Annotated in this window: 24 protein-coding genes; 8 read left to right on the top strand and 16 right to left on the bottom strand. The window is 73.0% G+C overall.

What is annotated here, in order from left to right:
• Both BMY04_RS08010 and mctP read left to right on the top strand, forming a co-directional pair.
• Nucleotides 1-300 carry a DUF3311 domain-containing protein gene (locus BMY04_RS08010; protein WP_091178663.1) on the top strand — a complete coding sequence of 100 codons (300 nt, stop codon included), beginning with the start codon at nucleotides 1-3 and terminating at the stop codon, nucleotides 298-300.
• Nucleotides 297-1,931 (top strand): monocarboxylate uptake permease MctP, encoded by a 1,635-nt coding sequence (gene mctP / locus BMY04_RS08005; RefSeq protein WP_091178662.1) that lies wholly within the window; start codon nucleotides 297-299, stop codon nucleotides 1,929-1,931. The genes BMY04_RS08010 and mctP overlap by 4 nt, the downstream gene beginning before the upstream one ends.
• A gap of 19 nt (nucleotides 1,932-1,950) precedes the next feature.
• Here the strand turns inward: mctP and BMY04_RS08000 are convergent, their stop codons facing one another.
• Nucleotides 1,951-2,487 carry a dihydrofolate reductase family protein gene (locus BMY04_RS08000; RefSeq protein WP_091178661.1) on the bottom strand — a complete coding sequence of 179 codons (537 nt, stop codon included), beginning with the start codon at nucleotides 2,485-2,487 and terminating at the stop codon, nucleotides 1,951-1,953.
• A 138-nt stretch (nucleotides 2,488-2,625) separates the two neighbouring features.
• On the opposite strand from BMY04_RS08000, the gene BMY04_RS23680 reads away from it, so the two are divergent.
• Nucleotides 2,626-2,700: a 50S ribosomal protein bL37 gene (locus tag BMY04_RS23680; RefSeq protein ID WP_369797015.1), complete on the top strand. Its 75-nt coding sequence runs from the start codon at nucleotides 2,626-2,628 to the stop codon at nucleotides 2,698-2,700.
• 86 nt (nucleotides 2,701-2,786) lie between these two features.
• Here BMY04_RS23680 and rsrA read toward each other — a convergent pair whose 3' ends face one another.
• The 4 genes from rsrA to BMY04_RS07980 form a co-directional block, all read right to left on the bottom strand.
• Nucleotides 2,787-3,095, bottom strand: coding sequence for a mycothiol system anti-sigma-R factor (rsrA, locus tag BMY04_RS07995; protein ID WP_091178659.1), 309 nt, complete (start codon nucleotides 3,093-3,095; stop codon nucleotides 2,787-2,789).
• A complete protein-coding gene (locus tag BMY04_RS07990; RefSeq protein WP_091179593.1) occupies nucleotides 3,092-3,781 on the bottom strand; it encodes a sigma-70 family RNA polymerase sigma factor in 690 nt (229 codons plus the stop codon). Before BMY04_RS07990 ends, rsrA begins: the two co-directional genes overlap by 4 nt.
• Nucleotides 3,782-3,910: 129 nt before the next feature.
• Nucleotides 3,911-4,594 (bottom strand): alpha/beta hydrolase family protein, encoded by a 684-nt coding sequence (locus BMY04_RS07985; protein WP_232506188.1) that lies wholly within the window; start codon nucleotides 4,592-4,594, stop codon nucleotides 3,911-3,913.
• Between the two features lie 124 nt (nucleotides 4,595-4,718).
• Nucleotides 4,719-5,561 (bottom strand): SOS response-associated peptidase, encoded by an 843-nt coding sequence (locus tag BMY04_RS07980; RefSeq protein ID WP_091178654.1) that lies wholly within the window; start codon nucleotides 5,559-5,561, stop codon nucleotides 4,719-4,721.
• Between the two features lie 68 nt (nucleotides 5,562-5,629).
• Here BMY04_RS07980 and BMY04_RS07975 point away from each other — a divergent pair, with 68 nt between their 5' ends.
• The 4 genes from BMY04_RS07975 to BMY04_RS07960 all read left to right on the top strand — a co-directional run bounded on the left by BMY04_RS07975 (nucleotide 5,630) and on the right by BMY04_RS07960 (nucleotide 10,038).
• Entirely contained in the window at nucleotides 5,630-6,577 is a 948-nt protein-coding gene (locus BMY04_RS07975; protein WP_091178653.1) for a DoxX family protein, read from the top strand.
• 134 nt (nucleotides 6,578-6,711) lie between these two features.
• Nucleotides 6,712-8,154 (top strand): 3-phosphoshikimate 1-carboxyvinyltransferase, encoded by a 1,443-nt coding sequence (aroA, locus tag BMY04_RS07970; RefSeq protein ID WP_232506187.1) that lies wholly within the window; start codon nucleotides 6,712-6,714, stop codon nucleotides 8,152-8,154.
• The gene (gene rsgA / locus BMY04_RS07965) at nucleotides 8,151-9,179 is read left to right on the top strand and encodes a ribosome small subunit-dependent GTPase A (RefSeq protein ID WP_091178648.1); all 1,029 of its coding nucleotides are present in this window, start codon (nucleotides 8,151-8,153) and stop codon (nucleotides 9,177-9,179) included. Before aroA ends, rsgA begins: the two co-directional genes overlap by 4 nt.
• A gap of 10 nt (nucleotides 9,180-9,189) precedes the next feature.
• Complete coding sequence (locus BMY04_RS07960) at nucleotides 9,190-10,038, top strand: inositol monophosphatase family protein (protein WP_170854052.1); 849 nt, start codon at nucleotides 9,190-9,192, stop codon at nucleotides 10,036-10,038.
• On the opposite strand, the gene BMY04_RS07955 is transcribed toward BMY04_RS07960, so the two are convergent.
• From BMY04_RS07955 to BMY04_RS07935, 5 genes are read right to left on the bottom strand one after another with little or no spacing between them, the layout of a single operon-like run.
• A complete protein-coding gene (locus BMY04_RS07955; RefSeq protein ID WP_198410016.1) occupies nucleotides 10,035-11,141 on the bottom strand; it encodes a Gfo/Idh/MocA family protein in 1,107 nt (368 codons plus the stop codon). The genes BMY04_RS07960 and BMY04_RS07955 overlap by 4 nt on opposite strands.
• Nucleotides 11,134-11,979, bottom strand: coding sequence for a ThuA domain-containing protein (locus BMY04_RS07950; protein WP_091178646.1), 846 nt, complete (start codon nucleotides 11,977-11,979; stop codon nucleotides 11,134-11,136). Before BMY04_RS07950 ends, BMY04_RS07955 begins: the two co-directional genes overlap by 8 nt.
• Before the next feature lie 56 nt (nucleotides 11,980-12,035).
• Nucleotides 12,036-12,920 carry a carbohydrate ABC transporter permease gene (locus BMY04_RS07945; RefSeq protein ID WP_232506186.1) on the bottom strand — a complete coding sequence of 295 codons (885 nt, stop codon included), beginning with the start codon at nucleotides 12,918-12,920 and terminating at the stop codon, nucleotides 12,036-12,038.
• Nucleotides 12,921-12,943: 23 nt separating this feature from the next.
• A complete protein-coding gene (locus tag BMY04_RS07940; RefSeq protein WP_091178644.1) occupies nucleotides 12,944-13,909 on the bottom strand; it encodes a carbohydrate ABC transporter permease in 966 nt (321 codons plus the stop codon).
• 25 nt (nucleotides 13,910-13,934) lie between these two features.
• Complete coding sequence (locus BMY04_RS07935; protein ID WP_232506185.1) at nucleotides 13,935-15,203, bottom strand: ABC transporter substrate-binding protein; 1,269 nt, start codon at nucleotides 15,201-15,203, stop codon at nucleotides 13,935-13,937.
• A 243-nt stretch (nucleotides 15,204-15,446) separates the two neighbouring features.
• On the opposite strand from BMY04_RS07935, the gene BMY04_RS07930 reads away from it, so the two are divergent.
• A complete protein-coding gene (locus tag BMY04_RS07930) occupies nucleotides 15,447-16,490 on the top strand; it encodes a LacI family DNA-binding transcriptional regulator (RefSeq protein ID WP_198410015.1) in 1,044 nt (347 codons plus the stop codon).
• Here the strand turns inward: BMY04_RS07930 and BMY04_RS07925 are convergent.
• From BMY04_RS07925 to adh, 6 genes are all read right to left on the bottom strand, one after another.
• Nucleotides 16,467-17,531: a D-alanine--D-alanine ligase family protein gene (locus tag BMY04_RS07925; RefSeq protein ID WP_198410014.1), complete on the bottom strand. Its 1,065-nt coding sequence runs from the start codon at nucleotides 17,529-17,531 to the stop codon at nucleotides 16,467-16,469. The two genes, BMY04_RS07930 and BMY04_RS07925, sit on opposite strands and share 24 nt — an antisense overlap.
• Nucleotides 17,524-18,906 (bottom strand): ATP-grasp domain-containing protein, encoded by a 1,383-nt coding sequence (locus BMY04_RS07920; protein WP_198410013.1) that lies wholly within the window; start codon nucleotides 18,904-18,906, stop codon nucleotides 17,524-17,526. Before BMY04_RS07920 ends, BMY04_RS07925 begins: the two co-directional genes overlap by 8 nt.
• Nucleotides 18,903-19,700, bottom strand: a complete 798-nt coding sequence (locus BMY04_RS07915; protein WP_091178642.1) for a TauD/TfdA dioxygenase family protein — start codon at nucleotides 19,698-19,700, stop codon at nucleotides 18,903-18,905. Before BMY04_RS07915 ends, BMY04_RS07920 begins: the two co-directional genes overlap by 4 nt.
• Before the next feature lie 40 nt (nucleotides 19,701-19,740).
• Nucleotides 19,741-20,409 (bottom strand): HAD family hydrolase, encoded by a 669-nt coding sequence (locus BMY04_RS07910; RefSeq protein ID WP_091178640.1) that lies wholly within the window; start codon nucleotides 20,407-20,409, stop codon nucleotides 19,741-19,743.
• Nucleotides 20,410-20,641: 232 nt separating this feature from the next.
• Complete coding sequence (locus BMY04_RS07905; protein WP_408630452.1) at nucleotides 20,642-21,037, bottom strand: DUF779 domain-containing protein; 396 nt, start codon at nucleotides 21,035-21,037, stop codon at nucleotides 20,642-20,644.
• 20 nt (nucleotides 21,038-21,057) lie between these two features.
• On the bottom strand, nucleotides 21,058-22,581 hold the full coding sequence (adh, locus tag BMY04_RS07900) for an aldehyde dehydrogenase (protein ID WP_091178638.1): 1,524 nt from the start codon (nucleotides 22,579-22,581) through the stop codon (nucleotides 21,058-21,060).
• Between the last annotated feature and the right edge of the window lie 37 nt (nucleotides 22,582-22,618).

Below are 22,618 nucleotides of genomic sequence, written 5' to 3'. Positions count from 1 at the left end.
ATGACGCAACAACCGCACGACCGCGCCCGCACGGGCGGGTCGGACCCGCGCTGGCGGCTGAGCCCGACCAAGATCGTGGTCGCGGTCCTGCTCCTGATCGGCATCGTCGTGCCGCTGCTGGTCGGCACCTACGCGCGGGTCGAGCCGAGGTTCCTCGGGTTCCCGTTCTTCTACTGGTACCAGCTGCTGTGGGTCTTCATCGCGGCCGGCCTGTGCGGGCTTTCCTACGTGCTGCTGAAGCGGGAGCGCGCCACCTTCGAGCGCCAGCACCGCTCGACGACCTCCGGAGACGCCCGATGAACATCAACGTGGCCGCCCTGGTCGTCCTCGTCGTCCTCTTCCTCGCCGTCACCGTGATCGGCTTCCAGGCCGCGCGCTGGCGCCGGGCCGACGACATGGCGTCCCTGCACGAGTGGGGCCTCGGCGGCAAGAGCTTCGGCACCTGGACGACGTGGTTCCTGCTGGGCGGCGACCTCTACACCGCCTACACCTTCATCGCGGTCCCGGCGGCCATGTGGGCCACCGGCGCGGTGTCCGGCTTCTTCGCCGTGCCGTACACGATCGTGCTCTACCCGGTGATCTTCTACTTCCTGGGCCGCATGTGGTCCGTCGCGCACCGGCACGGCTACGTCACGACCGCCGACATCGTCCAGGGCCGCTACGGCACCCGCTCGCTGAGCCTCGCGGTCGCCGTCACGGGCATCCTCGCGACGATGCCCTACATCGCCCTGCAGCTGGTCGGCATCCAGGCCGTGCTCGAGGTCGTCGGCCTGGGCGGCAGCAGCCTGCTCGCCCGCGACCTGCCGCTGCTGATCGCCTTCGCCGTGCTGGCCGCGTACACCTACTCCTCGGGCCTGCGCGCGCCGGCGATGATCGCGTTCGTCAAGGACATCCTGATCTACATCGTGATCATCGTCGCGGTGGTCTACCTGCCCGCCAAGCTCGGCGGCTGGGGCAGCATCTTCGACGCCGCGCAGACGAAGATGGCTGCGCCCTCGGCGGCCAACCCGGCGGTGCCGACCGGCGTCTTCATCCCGGGCGCGGCCCAGCACTGGGCGTACGCCTCGCTCGCCCTGGGCTCGGCGCTGGCGCTGTTCATGTACCCGCACTCGGTGACCGCGACGCTCTCGTCGAAGACCCGGACCACCGGCCGCCGCAACGCCGCGATCCTGCCGGCCTACTCGCTCCTGCTCGGCCTGCTGGCCCTGCTCGGCTACGTGGCGATCAAGGCGGGCACCAAGCCGATCGGGCTCGACGGCAAGGTCAACCCGCAGCTGGTCATCCCACAGCTGTTCGAGGACCAGTTCCCGGGCTGGTTCGCGGGTGTGGCCTTCGGCGCCATCGCGATCGGTGCGCTGGTGCCCGCCGCGATCATGTCGATCGCCGCCGCCAACCTCTTCACGCGCAACATCTACAAGGCCTACCTGAAGCCGGACGCGTCCGACGCCCAGGAGGCCAAGGTCTCCAAGATCGTCTCGCTGGTGACCAAGGTCGGGGCCCTGCTGTTCGTGCTGACGCTCGACAAGCAGAACGCGCTGAACTTCCAGCTGCTGGGCGGGCTGTGGATCCTGCAGACGCTGCCGGCCATCGTGTTCGGGCTGTTCACCCGCTGGTTCCACCGCTGGGCGCTGCTCGCCGGCTGGGCGGTCGGGATGATCTACGGCACCGTCGTCGCGTACGGGGGCTGCACGGCGTGCACCACGCGCCCGTTCGGCAACTCCCTGGCGAAGGTCCCGCTGCTGGGCGACGTCGGCTACATCGGCCTGACCGCGCTGGCGCTGAACGTCGTCGTCGCGGTCGTGCTGAGCGCCCTGCTCAACGCGGCCCGGGTCAGCAACGGCACCGACATCACGGTTCAGTCCGACTACTTCGCCGACCTCGGCGACCCCAAGGTGGAGTCGGTCGTCGACGCCCACCGCCCCATCCACTGACGCGCGGGCTGCCGGTCGGCTACCCGAGGACGCGGTAGTCGACCAGCAGCGCACCGGTCGGGGAGGTCGTGCTCCGGACGGTCTCGAGCGCCAGGGGCGGCACGCCGTCGAGGAGCCGGCGCCCGCTGCCGGCGACGGCCGGGGCCACGACCAGGCGGAGCTCGTCCACGAGCCCGGCGGCGAGCAGCGCCTGCACCACCGACAGGCTGGCGTGCACGCCGACGTCGCCGCCGGAACGCTGCTTGAGGTCACGGACGAAGGCGACCAGATCACCCTCGATCGCGCTCGCGCCCGACCACGTGGCGTCCAGCGGCCGGCTCGTCGCCACGTGCTTGGGGACCTCGTTGATGGACGTCGCGAACGGCTCGACGTCGCTCGTGGGCCAGTAGCCCGCCCAGTCGTCGTGGCTGCGCCGGCCGAGGACCACCGCGTCCTGGGTGACGATCACCCGGGCGAGGTTGGCGTCCATCACCGCGTCCCAGCCCGCGAAGAACCGGTCCGGCCCCTCCGCGACGCCGTCCACCGACACCAGCTCGTACGCCACCACGTCCCGCACCCGCCCCACCTCTCGTCCGCCTGCCGTCACCCCACCCAGACCTGGCGGACGGCCCGGACTCATCGGCGGATGTGGGAGACTTGGTGGCCGTGCCCGGCGCGAGCCGGGGCAGGGTCGTCGTAGCAAGGAGTGATCACCATGGGCAAGACCGGCCGCAAGCGTCGCGCGCGTCGCAAGAAGGGCGCCAACCACGGCAAGCGCCCCAACGCCTGAGCGCGAGCTCGAGACGAGAAGGACCCCGCAGCACCACGCTGCGGGGTCCTTCGTCGTTCACGGCCCGGTGCCCGGGCCGGGCGTCCTCAGAGGGACCGGCGGGTCACCGAGATCGAGCTCATGATGCTGACACGGAGGTGCGCCGGAGCCCTGTCGCCGCCGCAGCAGCGCTTCACCAGCGACTTCACCGCCTGCTCGACGTCGTAGCGGTCGAGGCACGGCTCGCACTCGGTCAGGTGGGCCCTGATCTCGTCGCCGGTCGCCGTGTCGACCTCGTGGTCGAGGAACTCGTGGACCCGCGCGAGCACGTGCTCGCACTGCGCGTCGGTCGGCTTGGCGTCGACCTCGTCGGCCGCGCCCCCGGGAGCCGTCTCGCGGCTGGCGTCGGTGCTCATGCTCGCGTGTCCTCCTTCACCCGCATGCCGCGCTCGCGCGCGTAGTCGGACAGCAGGCGCCGCAGCTGCGTGCGCCCACGGTTGAGGCGCGACATCACGGTCCCGATCGGGGTGCCCATGATCTCGGCGATCTCCTTGTAGGCGAAGCCCTCGACGTCGGCGAGGAACACCGCCAGGCGGAAGTCCGGGCTCAGCTGGCCCAGCGCGTCCTTGACGTCGGAGTCCGGCAGGTTCTCCAGCGCCTCGGTCTCGGCGGACTTGAGCCCGCTCGAGGTGTGCGAGGCCGCACGGGCGATCTGCCAGTCCTCGACGTTCTCCCCGTCCGAGAGCTGCGGCTGGCGCTGCTTCTTCCGGTAGGTGTTGATGTAGGTGTTCGTGAGGATCCGGTACAGCCACGCCTTGAGGTTCGTGCCCGGCGTGAACTGGTGGAAGGACGAGTACGCCTTGGCGAACGTCTCCTGCACCACGTCCTCCGCGTCGCTCGGGTTGCGCGTCATGCGCAGCGCGGCGGCGTAGAGCTGGTCGAGATACTGCAGCGCGTCGTGCTCGAACCGCGCGTCGCGCTCGGCCTGGGTCTCCGTGGCCAGGTCGACCGGCGGCTGCTCGACGGTGGCCAGCAGCGCGTCGGCCTGACTGTCGAGCTCGCTGGAGGACGGGGCTGACGCGGGCGTCGCAGGGATGCTCATCACGTACGAGAGTACCGGCGGCGCCTCGGCCCGTGCGGCGTCCCGCGGGAGCGGGGTCACGAACATCGGCATGTCGAGTGCAACGCCGACGGCGAAGAGGTATTCCGCCCCGGCTCAGGGGCTCGAGGCTCAGGGGCTCGGGGGTCGGTCGGCCGCCCGCTCGCGCACGAACGCACCGATCTCCGCGACGACCCGGCCCCGCAGTTCCGACGCCGTCGGCACCGCCGCCTTCGGCACCCGGCCCCCGTGGTCGGCGCCGGGCAGGTCGACGACCCGGACACCCGGCGCGTCCGGGCCGAGCGCGACGCGCAGCTCGTCGGCCGAGCCGAACGTGTCCCGCGTGCCCTGCAGCACCAGCCGAGGCACGACCGGGGCCAGCAGCTCGTCGAGGCGGGAGCGCTCGGGCCGTCCCGGGAGGTGGAGGGGAAAGCTCAGGCCGACCACGCCGACCGCGTCCAGGGCCGTCGCGGTCCGGCAGGCGACGCGGGCGCCGGCGCTGCGCCCGCCGAGGACCAGCGGCAGCCCCGGGCCCAGCGCCGCCAGGACCACCCCGAGGCCGGCGAGCCAGGCCTCGTCGAGCAGCGGCGGACGCACGGCGACCTTGCGCCCGGCGACCCGCCAGGGCTGCTCGAAGCGCAGCACGGTGACCCCCTCGTCCGGCAGCTGCCGGGCCAGTGCCGCCAGGTCCGGGGCGTCGACCCCGCCCCCGGCGCCGTGGCCGAGCACCAGCAGCGCCACCGGCTCGTGGGCCTCCCGCACGTGGAAGCGGCCCGGCCCCTGCGGGGTGCTGACCTCGACCACACGGTCGCTCACGGGCACCTTCCGCCCCCACCCGACGACGTCTGCTCGATCTTCTCGAGCCTGCGCGCTCCGCGAAGCGCGCAGCCTCGAGAAAGGCGAGCAGCCGTGCGGACGGGCGCCGGACGAGGAGCCACGCTCAGACCAGCGGTTCCTGGACGGCGCCGTCGTGGCCCTCGACGGCTCCGTCGGCGGCGACCGCCGCAGGCGCGCCCGCGGCGGCCTCGTCCTCCTCGGCCAGCGGCTCGAGCAGCTCGGGACCGTTGTTCCTCACGTTGTTGACCTCGGTGGAGACCGCGTACGCCTCGAGCTCGGCCGCGTCGGTGACGAGCAGGTCGAGCACCCGGTCGGGGTCGGTCAGGTGCGGGTCGAGCCAGGCGTCGACGGCGTCGGGCCGCACGACCATCGGCATCCGGTCGTGGATGTGGCCCGCGGCGTCGGTCGCCTCCGTGGTGATGACCGTGCAGGTGCGCAGCCAGGCGGTCTCGTCGTCGCGGTCCTTGGCCGGGTCGCGCCAGATCTCGTACAGCCCGGCCATCACCAGCAGGCCGCCGTCGCGGCGGTGCAGGAAGAACGGCTGCTTCTTGGCGCGCCCCTTGCCCCGCGGGCCGTCGGCCGAGTGGCCGTCGGGGGTGTACCACTCGTAGAACCCGTCGGCCGGGAGCAGGCAGCGGCGGGCGGCGAAGGCCTTGCGGAAGGCCGGCTTCTCCGCGACCGTCTCGACCCGGGCGTTGATCAGCCGGGCGCCGATCGAGCGGTCCTTGGCCCACGACGGGACCAGGCCCCACGTCAGCGGGGCGAGCCGGCGCCGCACCTGCCCGGCGTCCGCGCCGTCACGGACGGCGCGCTCGAGCACCGCCGGCACCGCCACCGTCGGGGCGACGTTGTAGTCCGGCTCGGGCAGCCCGTCGAAGATGTCGACGACGTCGAACTGGTCGGCCAGCCGCTCGGGACGGGCCGAGACCGCGTAGCGTCCGCACACCCTGGTGACGGTACCGGCGCGGCCCTGCCCGGGGCGACAGACGCCGGGCCAGCCGGTAAGAATGGGGCATGACGTTGTTACGCGCGGCCTACCGCACGATGCTGGCCTCCTACTTCATCTCCTCGGGGGTCAAGGCGGTCCGCAACCCGGCGCCCCTCGCCCCGCTGGCCCAGCCGCTGGCCGAGAAGATCGTCCCGGTGGTCAAGCAGTACGCACCCAACGAGGTGGCGGGCTTCGTGCCCGAGGACCCGACCACGCTGGTCCGGATCAACGGCGCGGTGCAGATCATCGGCGGCCTCGCGCTGGCCACCGGGCGCGGCCGCCGCGTCGGCGCCCTGCTGCTCGCCGGCTCGATCATCCCCAGCACCCTGGCCAAGTACCCCTTCTGGGACCAGACCGGCGAGGAGAAGGCCGCCTCGCGCAGCCACTTCGCCAAGAACGTGAGCCTGCTCGGCGGCGTGCTGCTCGCCTCCCGCGACACCGAGGGCCGCCCGGGCATCGCCTGGCGCGCCCAGGCCGGTGGCCAGGCCCTCGCCAAGAGCACCAGCAAGGCCACCAAGAAGATCACCCACAGCGGGACCGGCGACAAGCTGGCCAAGCAGGCGAGCGTGGTCGGCGACGCGGTGAGCGACGTGGCCGGCGACGTCGTCGAGAAGACCTCCGACCTGGCCGAGGCGGCCGTGGCCGGCGGCGCCGCGCTGCTCGGTGCGGCGGCGCTCAAGACCCGCGGCACGCGCAAGAAGGCGCGCAAGCAGTTCAAGAGCGCGCAGAAGGTCGCTGTCGAGCAGGGCAAGGTCGCCCGCGCCGCGGCGGTCAAGCAGGCCAAGGAGACCGGCGCGCGTCTGGCCGTGCAGGCCAAGGAGGCGCAGAAGGTGGCCGCTCAGCGCGCCGCCGAGGCCCGCAAGTCGGCCGAGGAGGCCGCCAAGCAGGCCCGCAAGGACGCCAAGAAGCGCAACAAGAAGCTCTCGAAGCGCGCCTCCAAGGTCGGCAAGAACATCAAGCTCGGCGAGAACTGAGCCGTACCGGCCCGGCGCACCCGCTCGGCTCGGCACGAGCCCGGCGCGACCCAGCACCTCGGACCGCCCGCCCCCACCCGGGGGCGGGCGGTCCGCTGCGTCACGGCGGGGGGCGTCCTCACTAGACTCGCGGGGTGCCAGAGCCCGACGTGACGCAGCCCGACCAGACCCGCCCCGCGGAGCCGCAGCCCTGGCCCGCCCCGCAGGCCCCGGTGCCGGTCACCGCCACCGTCGTCGTCCCGGGCTCCAAGTCCGAGACCAACCGCGCGCTGGTCCTCGCCGTGCTGGCCGACGGTCCCTCGAGCATCGTCAACGGTCTCGACGCCCGCGACACCGCGCTCATGCGGGACGCGCTGCGCGCCCTCGGGGCGACGATCGACGAGCGGCCGGACGGGTGGCACGTGACCCCGCCCGCGTCGTTCGTCGGCGGCGGCAGCGTCGCCTGCGGGCTCGCCGGCACCGTCATGCGCTTCGTGCCCCCGCTCGCGCTGCTCGCCGACGGCCCGGTCTCCTTCGACGGCGACGAGCAGGCGTACGCCCGCCCGATGGCGCCGCTGCTCGGCGCCCTGCGCGACCTCGGCGCGGACGTCACCACCACGCGCGCTGCCGACGCGCTGCCCTTCACCGTCACGCCGGCGCAGAACCAGGCCGGCGGCCGCGTCAGCATCGACGCGTCCTCGTCGTCGCAGTTCGTGAGCGCGCTGCTGCTCGTCGGTGCGCGGCTGCGCGGCGGCCTCGAGGTGGTGCACGAGGGCGGCCAGGTCCCCTCGCTCCCCCACATCGCCATGACCGTCGCCATGCTCCGCGAGCGCGGCGTCGACGTCGACGACAGCCGCGCCGACCGCTGGGTCGTGGCCGAGGGACCCATCGCCGCGCGCGACGTGGCCGTCGAGCCCGACCTCTCCAACGCCGCGCCCTTCCTGGCCGCGGCCGCCGTCACCGGCGGCGCGGTCACGGTGCCGCACTGGCCGACCGGGACGCTGCAGCCCGGCGACCAGCTCCGCGACATCCTCGCGGTGTTCGGCGCCGAGGTGGAGCTCGGCGAGGACGGCCTCACCGTGCGCGGGACCGACCAGCTGCTCGGCACCGACCTCGACCTCGGCGGGGCCAGCGAGCTCACGCCCGTCGTCGCCGCGCTCGCCGCGCTGGCCCGCGACACGAGCCGGATCAGCGGGGTCGCGCACGTGCGCGGCCACGAGACCGACCGCCTCGCCGCCCTGCGCACCGAGCTCGAGGCCATGGGCGCACGCGTCCACGAGACCCACGACGGGCTGACGATCCACCCGCGGCTGCTCGCCGGGGGCGAGTTCCACACCTACGCCGACCACCGGATGGCGCAGGCGGGTGCGGTCCTCGGGCTGGTCGTGCCCGACGTCGTGCTCGACGACGTCGCCTGCACGAGCAAGACCATGCCGACCTTCGTCGAGGCCTGGCAGCAGATGCTGGCCGACTCGGTGACGGAGGTCGACGAGGAGCTCGCGACCGAGGAGGACGTGGACCCCGAGGTGGACGACCCGCCGAGCGTGCTCGACGGGCTGCTGCCCGTGTCCTCCGACGAGAGCCGCAGCCGCCCGTGAGCCCACGCGGCGGTGGCTCCGGGGTGTCGTTCGACGACCACGCCGGCTTCGACCGGCCACGCCGCACCCGTCCCCGCACCAAGGACCGGCCCGACTACTCCGACGACCCCGTCGGACTGGTCCGCACCATCGACCGCGGCCGCTACCGGGTCGTGCTGACCGGCGACGACGAGGGGCGCGAGGTGAGCGCCGCCAAGGCGCGCCAGCTCGGCCGGATGGGCGTGATCGTCGGCGACCGGGTGCGGCTGCACGGCGACGTCTCCGGCGAGGAGGGCACGCTCGCCCGGATCGTCGAGGTGCTCCCGCGTGACACCGTGCTGCGCCGGACCGCCGACGACGACGACCCGTACGAGCGGGCCATCGTCGCGAACGCCGACCAGCTGGTCATCGTCACCGCCCTCGCCGACCCGCCGCCCCGGGTCGGGATGATCGACCGGATCATGGTCGCCGCCTTCGACGCGCACATCGAGCCGCTGCTGCTGCTCACCAAGGCCGACCTGGCCTCCCCCGCCGAGCTCGAGGCGGCGTACACCCCGCTCGGGGTCCCGGTGCTCACCACGCAGCCCGGCGCCGACCTCGACGCGCTGCGGTCCTGGCTCGCCGGCCACCGGACGGTGTTCGTCGGGCACTCGGGCGTCGGGAAGTCGACGCTGGTCAACGCCCTCATCCCTGGCGCCGGCCGCACCACCGGGGTCGTCAACGACGTCACCGGGCGCGGGCGCCAGACGTCCACGTCGGCGGTCGTGCTCGAGCTGCCGCCCTACCCCGCGGACGCCCCCGCCGACGCGGAACGCAGCTGGGTGATCGACACCCCGGGCGTGCGGTCCTTCGGCCTGAGCCACGTCACGCGGGAGAACATCGTGGCCGCCTTCGGCGACCTGGAGGAGATCACCGCCGGCTGCCCGCGCGGCTGCAGCCACGAGACGGGCGCGCCGGAGTGCGCGCTCGACCTCGCCGTCGAGCGCGGCGAGCTCGCCCCGGCGCGGTTGGAGTCGTTCCGACGGATGCTCGGCTCCGGCCAGTAGCGTTCGGGCCATGCCTGCCCGACCGGCCACGCGCGCCGACGACCCGCTGCTGCGCGGCCTGACCGACGACCTGCGCCTCGCGCACCTGCTCGCCGACGACGCCGACTCGATCACCATGAGCCGCTTCCGCGCCCTCGACCTCAAGATCGACGCCAAGCCCGACCTGACGCCGGTGACCGACGCCGACACCGCGGTCGAGGAGTCGGTGCGGCGCACGCTCTCGCGGGCCCGCCCGCGCGACGCGGTGCACGGCGAGGAGATGGCCGACACCGGCTGGGGCCCGCGGCGCTGGGTGGTCGACCCGATCGACGGCACCAAGAACTTCGTGCGCGGCGTCCCCGTCTGGGCCACGCTCATCGCGCTGATGATCAACGACGAGGTCGCCGTCGGCGTGGTCAGCGCGCCGGCGCTCGGCCGCCGCTGGTGGGCGAGCCTCGGCGGCGGCGCGTACGCCGGCAAGTCGCTGATGTCGCCCACCGAGTGCCACGTGTCGCAGGTCGCGCGCGTCGAGGACGCGTCGCTGAGCTACGCCGAGATCGGCGAGTGGGTCGACGCCGGGCAGGGCCAGGAGTTCGTCGACCTCATGCGCAGCTGCTGGCGCACCCGGGCCTACGGGGACTTCTGGTCCTACGTCCTGCTCGCCGAGGGCGCCGTCGACATCGCCTGCGAGCCCGAGCTCGAGCTCTACGACATGGCCGCCTGCTCGATCGTCGTCACCGAGGCCGGCGGCTCCTTCACCGACCTCGACGGCCGGCCGGGCCCGCTCGGCGCCGGCGCGTACGCGACGAACGGGCTGCTGCACGAGGCCGTCCTCACCCAGCTGCGCCCGCAGCAGCCGGACGAGGACGACCGAGGCTAGACCTCGACGGAACGTTGCCCGACGGCCTCGTGCACCGAGGTCCAGGAACGCAGCCGGTCACGGACGGCGTCGTCGGCCTCGGCCTCGATCGCCTGCGCGTACGCCGCCTTGAGCACCTCGGCGATGCTCACCCGCCGCCCGGCGGCGGCCGAGGTCGTCGCCGCCTCGACCATCGCGAGGCTGAGGACGTTGGCGTGCACCTCGCCCGAGGGCACCCCGCCGTCGCGCAGCACGCGCACGAACTCCGCCAGCGACCCCGCGATCTGCTCGGGCTCGTCGGGCACGACGGCCGGCAGCGCGGCGCCGTCGGCGTCCTCGGCGACCGGCACGCCGTCGCCGTCCCAGACCGCGGTGCCGCCGGCGCCGCTCACCCGCCAGCGGCCGTTCCAGGAGGTCTCGAGGCCGGGCGAGCACCAGCTGCCCGTGAAGGAGAACCGCACCCCGCCCTCGAACGCGAAGACCACGTCCGCGGCGGCGTCGCCGCCGAACCAGCTCCACGGCGGGTTGAAGCTCTCGCAGTAGACCGACACCGGCTCGGCCCCGACCAGGTCGCGAGCCAGGTCGAACTGGTGGATGGCCATGTCCACGAGCAGCGGGTGGGCCATCTCCTCGCGGAACCCGCCGAAGTGCGGGGCCTTGAAGAACTCGCAGGAGACCGACCCGAGCTCCCCCAGCCGGGCGACCTGGGCGCGGAACGCCGACAGGTTCCGCCAGTAGCGCCGCGACTGCGACACCATCACCAGCCGGTCGGCGACCTCGGCGGCGGCGACCATCGACAGGCCCTCCGCGACCGTCTCGGCCAGCGGCTTCTCGCTGAGCACCGGCAGGCCGGCGCGCAGCGCGCCCGTGGTCACCGCGTGGTGGGCGACCGGGACGGTGACGTTGACGAGCGCCTCGGCCTGGTCGCGGGTGGCGAGCCCCTCGAGCGACGTCGCCACGGCGACCCCGGGGTGGCCCTCCTCGTCCGCCGCGCGGCGGGCCGCGTCCGCGTCGAGGTCGACCAGCCCGACCAGGCGCACGTCGGGGTCGGCGGCGATCGTGCGCAACCAGGTGCGGCCCATGCCGCCGGCGCCGACCTGGACCAGGCGCAGGGGCTCAGGCACGCGCGGGCTCCGGCGTCTGGTCCGCCGCCTCCGGGGCCGACGCCTCCTGCGGCTCCGGATCGGCGATCGCGCCCTGGTAGCCGCGGCCGTTGAAGAAGTCGCCGGTCTCGTAGCGCAGCAGCGTCGGCAGCGCCCGCGGGAAGTCGCTCGCCGCCCAGCCGACGCCGTTCGCGATCACGCGGCGGACGTCCTTGTGGTGGTAGACGGGGAAGTCCTGGTCGCCCGGGGAGAAGAAGAAGATCTTGCCGTGCCCGCGGCGGAACGTGCAGCCGCTGCGGAACACCTCCCCGCCGCTGAACGAGCTGATGAAGACCAGCTCGTCGGGTGCCGGGATGTCGAACGTCTCGCCGTACATCTCCTGGGCGTCGATGACGATCGGGTTCGGCACGCCCTGGGTGATCGGGTGGGTGGCGTCGACGGTCCAGACGAGCTCGCGGTCCTGCTCGCTGCGCCAGCGCAGCGTGCAGGTGGTGCCCATGAGCTTGCCGAAGATCTTGGACCAGTGCCCGGAGTGCAGCACCAGCAGGCCCATGCCCGACAGCACGTGGCGGTGCACGCGGTCGACGACCTCGTCGGCGACCTCGGCGTGGGCCGCGTGGCCCCACCAGACGAGGACGTCGGTGGCCGCCAGGCGCTCCTCGGTCAGGCCGTGCTCGGGGTCGTCGAGGGTGACGGTGGTGACGGTGGCGCCGTCGCCGAGGTTCTCGCGGATCCCCTCCGCGATGGTGGTGTGCATGCCGTCGGGGTAGATCGCGGCGACGTGCGGCTCGACCTGCTCGTGACGGTTCTCCCCCCAGACGACGACGCGGAGGGGCTGGGCGGTGCTGCTGGACGGCATGGGTGTCTCTCTCGAGGAGGGTGCTGCGGACGAGGGTGCTGGGGAGGGCGCGGTGCTCACTTGACCGCACCGCCGGTGGCGCCGGCGGCGATGTAGCGCTGGGCGACGACGAGCAGGACGATCGCCGGGATCGAGGCGAGCACGGCGGTGGCCATCACCGCGCTCCAGTTGGCGATGTGCGCGCCCAGGTAGGTGTAGATGCCCAGGGTGACGGGCACGACCTGTCCCTTCGTCGTCAGGGTGAGCGCGAAGACGAAGTCGCTCCAGGCGAAGAGGAAGGCGAACAGCCCGACGGTGATCAGCGAGTTCCGGCTGATCGGGACGACGATCGACAGGAACGCCCGCACCAGGCCGGCCCCGTCGACGCGGGCGGCCTCGACGATCGACGGCGGCACCCCGAGCATGAAGGAGCGCATGATCAGGATGCCGAACGGGATGGCGTTCGCCGAGTTGGCGATGATCAGGCCCGGGACCGAGTCGAGCAGCCCGAGCCGCTCGTACGCGGTGTAGAGCGCGTTGGCGATGACGATGCCCGGGATCATCTGCGAGATCAGGATGGCGAGCAGCGCCCAGCTGATCCAGCGGAACCGGAACTGCGCCAGGGCGTACGCGCAGGGGGCCGCGACGACCAGCGTCACCACGACGGTCCCGGACGCGACCAGCAGGCTGATCAGCAGGTGGCCGCCCTGGTCGGCCACCGCGGAGCGGTAGCCGTCGAGGCTCGGGTGGGCGGGGAAGAACGTCCCGGACAGCGCGTTGCCGCTGGGCTGCAGCGAGATGTTCAGCATCCAGTAGACCGGGAAGAGCAGCAGGGCGAGCAGGACGATCGCGATGGCCGTCCGGACCGGCCCGCGGGCGCGGCGCCGGGACGCCCTGGTCCGGGGTCGGGCGGTCGTCTCCCGGGCGGACGTCTCGGCGGTGCTCGTCGTCGTGGTGGGCACGGCTGCCTCCCTCTCCCGGGTGCTCACTCGTCGACCTGACGCCGGTTGGCCCGCAGGTAGATCACGGCGAAGACCAGCGAGATGACGATCAGGATGTTGCTCAGGGCCGCGCCCTCGCCGAACGTGAACTCGACGAAGGAGCGCTGGTAGGACTGGATCGCGATGGTCTGGGTGGCGTTCGCCGGCCCGCCCTGGGTGAGCCCGAGGATGATGTCGAGGACCTTGAGGGTGTAGATCACCCCGAGCATCAGCACGACGCTCACCACCGGGCGCAGGTTGGGCCAGGTGATCTGCCAGAAGGCCCGCCACCCAGTGGCCCCGTCGAGCGCCCCCGCCTCGTACAGCTCGTCGGGGATGTCCTGCAGGCCGCTGTAGAGCAGCGTCAGGTTGAACGGGATGCCCAGCCAGATGTTGACCAGGACGACCGCGAGCAGCGCGACGTTCGGCGAGGTGAGCCACGGCACCGGGGTGTCGACGACGCCCAGGCGCTCCAGGGTCAGGTTGAGGATGCCGCTGTCCTGCTCCATGATCGCCCGCCAGGCGGCGCTGCCGACGATCAGCGGCAGCAGCCACGGCAGCAGGAACAGCGCGCGCAGCACCCCGCTGAGCGGGAAGCTCCGGTGGAAGAACAGCGCGAGCAGCATGCCGAGGACGAACTGCCCGGCGATCGAGCCCAGCGTGAACAGCGCGGTGTTGACGACCGCCTTGCTGAAGACGGCATCGCTCACCACCGTCACGTAGTTGTCGAGCCCGACGAACGGGGCCTCCCCGGTGAAGAACGTCTTGAGCCCGTAGTCCTGGAAGCTCATCGTGACGTTCTTGACGACCGGGTAGCCGAAGAGGGCGACGATGGCCAGCGCGGCCGGCACGACGAAGAGCACCTTGCTGAGCTCCTCGAGGCGCCGGCTCCCGCTGCGACGCCGGGCGGCCGGGGCCGGCCCGGTCGCCGGGGCGACCGAGCCGGGGGCCAGGGTGCGGGTGGCCGACATGCGTCGGCTCCTGCTCGCCCGGCCCCTAGGCACCCGCCTTGGCCATGGCGTCGGCCGGCGCGGCCTGGCCGGTCAGGACGAGCTGGACGCCGGTGTAGATCGTCTTGGCGGTGTCCGGCCACTTCGCGCCGAGCTTGCCGGTCCGGGCGCGGGCCTGGCCGACCGCGTCGGTGAACCCGGCCATGGCCGGGACCTCGGACTTGAACTGGGAAGCCAGGGCGAGCTTGGTGGGCACCAGACCGCCCTGCTTGGCGCGCAGCATCTGGTTGTCGTCGGAGTTCATGCACTTGACCAGCTCCGCGGCCTTGGCCATCCGCGCCTTGTCGCCGGTCATCGGCACCGTCCACGCCTCGCCGCCCAGGGGGGCGACGGAGGTCTGGCCGGCGGTGTTCACCGGGAAGGGGACGACGCCGTAGTCGACCTTCGCCTTGTCCAGCGCGGGCTCCTGCCACGGGCCGTTGAGCATCATCGCGGCCTTGCCGGCGATGAACTGGTCGTTGACGTCGGACTGCTTCCAGTTCACGACGCTCTTGGACGCGGAACCGTCGTCGACGAGGTCCTTCCACAGCTGCAGGGCCTGCGCGACCTGCGGGGACTTCAGGTCGGTCTCGTCGCCGCCGTTGGTCCACATCGGGGGCAGGAACTGCCACGCGCCCTCGTAGTCGGCGGTGGCGTTGAACGCGAAGCCGTACTGCTTGCCGACGGTCAGCTTCTTGGCGGCCGTCCGCAGCTCGTCCCAGGTGGTCGGCGGCTTGACGCCGGCCTTCTCGAGCACGTCCTTGCGGTAGAAGATGGCGATCGTGTTGGCGCCGGGCTGGAGCCCGTAGAGCTTGCCGTCGGCCGTGGCCGCGGCCACCGGGCCCGGCGCGTAGCCGTCCGCGGTGAGCCCGAAGTCGCCGAGCGGCGCGAGCGCACCCGTGTCCGCGATCTGCTGGATGTCGGGGTTGTCGAGCATCAGCACGTCGGGCAGGGACTTCGAGGACGCCTGCTGCAGCACCTTCTGGATGAGCGTCGGGCCGGGCACGGCCTCGCGCTCGATGCTCCCCACCCCGATCGACGTGCCGCAGGCGTTCAGCATGTCGCCGATCTGGGTCTTGCCGGGCTCGTCGGTGTAGTAGTCGAGGACCTTGAGGCTCGACACGGTGGCCCCGGCGTCCCCGCCCGAGGAGCCCGCCGAGCCGCCCCCGCCGCACGCCGCGAGCGACAGCGGCGCGAGCGCGGCCAGCGCGGCCACGGCTGCCCAGCGCGTGGTCCGCCGCCGGGTGAGCATCGTGGTGATCTTGTTCGTGGTCATGGGTCGTGCTCCTTTGCCGACTCGTCCGCGGGCGTGACCCGATGGCCGTGCGACCCGGTCGGTGGACCCGGTCGAACGGCTGGTCAGCCTGCGGTTAAGCGCTTTACTGCGCCTTGCGAGGAGTCTGTGATCGACGTCATGCTCCTGTCAAGGGCCGACGCGCAGGACTTCTCCGGCGAGCGGGGCCGAGGGCCCGGCCGAGGCCGTACGGTCGGGGTCACAGGCGCGCGAGGACGGGGTGGGATGGCGGCGACGATGCGCGAGGTGGCGGAGGCGGCCGGGGTGTCGATCGCCACCGTGTCCTTCGTCGTCAACAACTCCAAGCCGGTCGCGCCGGAGACGCGGCGTCGCATCGAGGAGGCGATGGTGCGGCTGCAGTTCCGCCGCAACATGGTCGGGCGGGCGCTGGCGAGCCGGCGGACGCGCGTGGTCGCGCTGGTCTACCCCGCGATCGAGCACAAGCTGGGCGCCTCCGGCATGGAGTTCGTGACCAGCGCCGCACGGACGGCGAGCGCCGCGGGCTACCACCTGGTGCTCTGGCCGATCAGCAACGACGCCGCCGAGCTCACCCAGCTCGTGGGCCAGGGCCTCGTCGACGGGGTGCTGCTGATGGAGGTCCAGCTCGAGGACGCGCGCGTCGAGGTGCTGCGCGCGACCCGCACGCCGTTCGCCCTGATCGGCCGCTCGGGCGACCTGCGCGACCTCGTCTACGTCGACATCGACTTCGACGCCACGATGCAGGACGCGGTGGACCACCTGCGGGGGCTCGGGCACCGGAGCATGGTGATGGTCACTGGCAGCCAGGCCGACGCCAGCTTCCGCGCCTACGGCCCCTACGTCCGCGCGGAGGCGGCCTTCCGCCGCATCGCGGCCGAGCAGGGCTTCGAGCCCGTGGTGCTCGAGTGCGAGCAGACGACGCAGTCGGGCCGCGCGGCGGCGGAGCAGATCCTCGCCTCCTGGCCGGGGACGACGGCCGTCCTGGTCTTCAACGAGTTCGCGGCGCCGGGCCTGCTGTCGGGCCTGCTGCGTCGCGGCGTCTGCGTCCCGCAGGACGTGTCGGTGCTGTCGGTGCTCACCTCGACCGAGATGAGCACCTCCGTCGACCCGCCCCTGACCGCCTTCTCGTCCCCCGGGGCCGAGCTGGGCCGCCTGGGCGTCCGGGCCCTGCTCCGGGTGCTCGAGGGCGAGGCCGCGCCGCCGCCGGCCCTGCTGCCCGGCACGCTCGTGCCCGGCAGCTCGACCGGACCGGCGCCCGGCGGCGGCTCAGCGCGCGAGCGCCACGCCTGAGCGGCCGTCCGCGGTGGCGGTCCGCAGGGCCTGCGCGAAGAGGTCCCGCACGCCGAGGCCGGCGGCCGCGGCCATCATCGGGATGACGCTCTGCCGGGCGAAGGAGCAGTAGAGCCCGGCCTCCAGGAACCACACGCCGCCCTCCGGGTCGACCCGGAAGTCGAAGAGGCTGTAGTCGCGGCACCCCAGCGCCCGGTGCGCCGTCCGGGCGGCCGCGTGGACCGCGGCGACGACCGGGTCGGCCGGGTCTGCGCGGTCGAGGATCCACGCGTGGGTCGCGGTCTTGGCCACCAGGGCGAGCTCGCCGTCGTCCTCCCGGCGCAGCTTGTCGTCCGCGAGGCGCACCGGCTTCGTCGCCTCGTCGACCGCGTACTCCTCCAGCGGCAGGCAGACCAGCTCGCCGCCACGCTCGAGGACGCCGCAGCGCACCTCGCGCCCGAGCGGCACGTATGCCTCGACGAGCACCTCGCGGCCGTGGCGGAAGGCGGCCGCGAGGGCCGGCTCCAGCTCGGCCGCGTCGCGCACGAGCGTCACGCCGTCGGAGTTGTCGGCGTCGACCGGCTTCACGACGACGGGCAGCGGGACCGTCGGCCGCTCCCCCGCCCGGACGACCTGGCCCTCGGGAACCGCCACACCCGCTGCGGCCACCACCGCCCGCGTCCGCGCCTTGTCGGTCGCGAGCGCCATGACGTCCGCGGGGCTGCCGACGAGCGCGATCCCGAGCAGCTCGATCAGCGCGCGGTAGGTCGTCATCCCCGGCCGGCAGAACATCTGCGGCACGACCACGTCCGGCGCCAGCCCGGCGAGGTGGTCGAGCGCCTGCGGCAGCGTCCGCGCGGGCGCGGCGGCGACCGCCTCCCGGCCGAGGTCGGCCGGGAAGCGCCACGAGCCGTCCGGCTCGACCCAGGCCACGTGGTCGGTGTGGTGCCGCGGGTCGGCGGTCGCCTCCAGGCAGTCGGCGGCGTACAGCCGCGACAGGTCGGCGTGGAACGCGTCGACGGCGGAGCCGGCCAGGTGCAGCACCCGCAGCGGTTCAGTCACCGTCCGCCTCGACGAGCTTGCCGATGTTGAAGTCGATCCGGAGCCAGCCCTTGCCGCGGTGCAGGCTGGAGAGCAGCAGCAGCGGGATCTGCAGGTGGTGCTCGAGCAGGAACGGCAGCGGGTCCGACCAGGCGAAGACCGCGTCCCGCCCCTCGAGGACCGTGCGGAGCCGCTGGCGGCGGTTCGGCTCGGCCAGCAGCCGCCAGGCCTCGTGGTAGAGCCAGTACGTCGGCCGGCTGGCCGGCCGGGGCCGCACCACGGAGACGTCGTCCTCCAGGTAGGCCCGGGCGAGCGCGACCGGGTCGTCGAGCATCGTGATCGCGGAGTGCGTGCGCGGGTTGCACTCGATCGCGAGGACCTGGCCGTCGGCGTCGGCGAGGAAGTCGAACGACACCTGCCCGGTGAGGCCGAGCGCGCCGACGAACCGTCGCACCCAGGTCTCGATCGCGGGTTCGTCGACGGAGGCGTAGTTCACCTGGAACGCCGAGGACGGCGAGCAGGCGTAGACCTGCACGACGCCGTTCCGGGCCGTGGCGTGGGCGCAGAACTCGGCGCCGGTCACGAGCTCCTGGAGCAGCCAGGGGTTGTCGGGCCGGATGGGCCGCGCCGCGGCGAACGCCGCCGTCTCGCCAGCCGTCGGGCGCGGCAGCGGCGTCAGGTCGAGCCGGTGCACGGGGTCGTACGCGATGCTCTTGAGCACGTACGGCCCGCGCCCGGCCTCGCGGGCGCGGTCCAGGGCCCCCTCGACCTCGTCGGGGCCGGTGACGAGGTGCGAGTCGGGCACGGGCAGCCCCAGGGACGCGGCCAGCTCGGCGAACGTGTGCTTGTCGTCGAGGGTGGCCACGACGTCCGGGTCGAGGTGGACGACCTCGCACAGCCCCTCCAGCGCCGTCTTCGCCGCCGCGTCGTGGTAGCTCGCGGCGGGGCTGCAGACCGGGACGTAGACGTCCACGCCCTCGGCCCGGACGACCGCGGCCAGCGCTGCGGCGTAGTCCGGCGAGCGCGCGTCCGGCACCGTGCGGAAGACGTCGACGGCCCGCGAGAAGCGGTGGCCCGTCCAGCGGTACTTGGCCGACTCCACCATGACGACCCGGTGGCCGGCCTGGTGGAACGCCCGCGCCAGGTGCAGCGACTTGGTCATCTTGCCGCCGCTCACCAGGACGGTCCGCGGGCGCGCCGCCTGTGCCCGGCGCAGCGGGACGACCGCCGCGTACCCCAGCGCGACGGTGCTGACCGCGGCGTTGAGCGGCAGGGCGAGCGAGAGCAGCCCCAGCGCACCGACGGTCCTGGCGGCGTCGGCCGCCCGGCGGGCCCGGGTCGGACGCGGCGCCGCGACGGTTCCGGGGGCGACCCGGAGCGAGGCGGTGCTGGTCACGCGGCGAGCCCGGCGTCCCCCGCCGCCGCGTACCCGGTCGCCATGCCGCGGTGCATGACGCGGTCCCCGACGACGCCGGAGTGGTCGGCCCGGTGCAGCACGCAGCCGTTGTCCCACATGACGACGTCACCGGCGGCCCAGGTGTGGCGGTGGACGTTGTCGGGCCGCGTCGAGTGGGCGTACAGCTGCGCGACGAGCGCGCGCGTCTCGTCCTCGTCGAGGCCGCTGATGCGCGCGCACCGGGCCGGGGTGGTCAGGTAGAGCGCCACCCGGCCCGAGACGGGGTGGCGGCGCAGCAGCGGGTGCACGGCGGCGGACTCGTCGCCCTCCGACAGCTCGACGCCGGTGACCACGTGCGTCAGGGTCAGTCCCTCGAGCCGGTCGCGCAGCGCCGGCTCGAGGGACTCGTACGCGCGGTACTGGTTCGTGAACTCGGTCTGGCCGCCCTGGGTGGGGATGCTCACGGTCCGCAGGGCGGTGTAGGCAGGCGGCGCGGCGAAGTAGCTGGAGTCGACGTGGAACGTGCTGCGCGGGGCGGTCGTGCGGCCCACGTTGCTGATGACGTTGAGGTCCGGGTGGCCCGGCACCGGCGTCTCGCCGACGGTGAAGACCAGGCGGCCGAACCGCCGCAGGAACGCGGTGAACGCGGCGTCGTCCAGGCGCTGGCCGCTGAAGACCACGACTCCCTGCTCGGCCAGCAGCTCGACCAGCGCCGGGACGTCCTCCTCGGCGAGGTGCGCCAGGTCGACGTCCTCGACGCGGGCGCCGAGCGGTTCCGTCCTCGTGATGATCATGCTCGTCCTCCTGCTCCGCCGCTCGCCGGTCCGCGTCCGCTCAGGACTGCGCCACGAGCGAGCGGAGCCGCGCGAGCTCGAGGTGGTCGACCCGGTCGCCCGCCGCGGAGAAGTCGTGCTCGGCGGTGTTGCCGTTGGGGAAGGCCACCACCGCGACGCCCGCCGCCCGGGCGGAGGCGACCCCGTCGACGTTGTCCTCGATCGCGACGCACGCCTCGGGGCTCTCGCCCAGCGCCGACAGCGCGGTCAGGTACGGAGCGGGGTCGGGCTTGGTCGCGGAAACTGTCGAGGAGTCGGTCACCACGTCGAAGTCGTCGGCGCTCAGCTCCGGGCCGAGCGCGGACAGCAGGGCGGCGACGTTGTCGGCCGACGTCGAGGTCACGAAGCCGACCTTGAGGCCCGCGTCCTTGGCCTCGCGCACGGTCTCGAGCACCCCGGGACGCAGCGCCAGGTCGGCCGTGGCGAGCGAGCGCTGGAACAGCGCCGACTTCGTCGCGTGCACCGCTTCGGCGTCGACGTCGGTGCCGTGCTCGGCCGCGTACGCGGCGATCCGGTCGCGCCCGCCGCTGCCGGTCAGCAGGGTGGCGTACTCGTCGCGGTCCCAGCGCCAGTCGAGCCCGTGCTCGGCGAAGGCCTGGTTGAAGGCGGCGCGCTGGAGCTCGGAGGTGTCGGCGACGGTGCTGATGGAACCGAACAGGACGGCGGTCATGGGAGTTCTCCTGGCGCGGCCCTCGTGGCCGCGTAGACGGGGTGACACCTCCAGTTCTCGCGATCGGTCGGTTCGGTTGCGGTCGCTCGCCGATTGGTCGTGCGCACGTCGGTCGCGCGGACCACGTCCGGAGGGTTCCCCGCAGGCACGACGAAGCCCCCGGAGCACGAGTCTCCGGGGACTTCGCCGATCGGGGGGTCCGCTCGAGGGTCGGTGGGCAGGAGGCGCCGGTCTAGGGCAGGACCTGCGCCCGGACGTCCGGCGTGTCGGTGCCGTGGAGCGCGGCGTCCTCCTCGTCGGTGAGCAGGCGAGAGCGGATGAGGAAGCGCACCCCGTTCGGGCTCTCCAGGGAGAAGCCCGCACCGCGACCCGGCACCAGGTCGATGGTGAGGTGGGTGTGCTTCCACAGCGCGAACTGCTCGCGGCTCATCCAGACGTCCACGGGTTCCGGTGTGCCCGGCTCGATCTGGCCGAGCAGGACGTCGGCGTCGCCGGTGAGGAAGTCGCCCTGCGCGAAGCACATGGGCGACGACCCGTCGCAGCAGCCGCCGGACTGGTGGAACATGAGCGGGCCGTGCTCCTCGCGCAGCTCGCGGAGCATGGCCGCGGCCTTCTCGGTCACGGCCACGCGAGAAGCACCCGCCGCCATCAGAAGAAGCCCAGCTTGTTCGGGTTGTAGGACACCAGCAGGTTCTTGGTCTGCTGGTAGTGGTCGAGCATCATCAGGTGGTTCTCGCGGCCGATGCCGGAGGACTTGTAGCCGCCGAACGCGGCGTGCGCCGGGTACTGGTGGTAGCAGTTCGTCCACACCCGGCCGGCCTGGATGTCGCGCCCGGCCCGGTAGGCGGTGTTGATGTCGCGCGACCACACGCCCGCGCCCAGCCCGTACAGGGTGTCGTTGGCGATCGAGATGGCGTCGTCGTAGTCGTCGAAGCCGGTCACCGAGACGACCGGGCCGAAGATCTCCTCCTGGAACACGCGCATCTTGTTGTGGCCCTGGAAGATCGTCGGCGCGACGTAGTAGCCGCCGGACAGCTCGCCACCGAGGTCGACGCGCTCGCCGCCGCAGATCACGCGGGCGCCCTCGGCGACGCCGATCTCGAGGTAGGACAGGATCTTCTCGAGCTGGTCGTTGCTGGCCTGGGCGCCGACCATCGTGTCGGTGTCGAGCGGGTTGCCCTGCACCATCGCCTTGACCCGGTCGGTCGCCGCCGGCAGGAAGCCGTCGATGATCGAGTTCTGGATGAGCGCCCGGCTCGGGCAGGTGCAGACCTCGCCCTGGTTGAGCGCGAACATGGAGAAGCCCTCGAGCGCCTTGTCGTAGAACGCGTCCTCGGTGCGGGCGACGTCCTCGAAGAAGATGTTCGGGCTCTTGCCGCCGAGCTCGAGCGTCACCGGGATGAGGTTCTGGCTGGCGTACTGCATGATCAGCCGGCCGGTCGTGGTCTCGCCGGTGAAGGCGATCTTGCGGATCCGCGACGAGCTCGCGAGCGGCTTGCCGGCCTCCGCCCCGAAGCCGTTGACGACGTTGATCACGCCGGCGGGCAGCAGGTCGGCGATCAGCTCCATCAGCAGCAGGATCGAGGCGGGCGTCTGCTCGGCCGGCTTGAGGACGATCGCGTTGCCGGCGGCCAGGGCCGGGGCGAGCTTCCACGTCGCCATCAGCAGCGGGAAGTTCCAGGGGATGATCTGCCCGACGACGCCGAGCGGCTCCTGGAAGTGGTACGCGACGGTGTCGTCGTCGATCTGGCTGCTGTGGCCCTCCTGGGCGCGGATCGCGCCGGCGAAGTAGCGGAAGTGGTCGACGACCAGCGGCATGTCCGCGGCGAGCGTCTCGCGCACGGGCTTGCCGTTCTCCCAGGTCTCCCCCACCGCGAGCATCTCGAGGTTGGCCTCGACGCGGTCGGCGATCTTGTTGAGGATCACGGCACGCTCGGCGACGGAGGTCTTGCCCCAGGCGGGGGCCGCCGCGTGCGCGGCGTCGAGGGCGAGCTCGATGTCCTCCGCACCCGAGCGGGCGACCTCGCAGAAGGTCTTGCCGTTGACGGGCGAGGGGTTCTCGAAGTAGCGGCCCTTGACGGGGGCGACCCACTCGCCGCCGATCCAGTTCTCGTAGCGGGACTTGTAGGAGACGACGCTGCCGTCGGTCCCCGGGTTGGCGTACACGGTCATGAGGTGTCGCGACTCCTTCGTCGGTGACGGGCGGGCC

It is taken from the genome of Microlunatus flavus (assembly GCF_900110855.1).
GTDB lineage: Bacteria > Actinomycetota > Actinomycetes > Propionibacteriales > Propionibacteriaceae > Microlunatus > Microlunatus flavus.
This window is presented reverse-complemented; position numbering and strand designations above follow the sequence as displayed.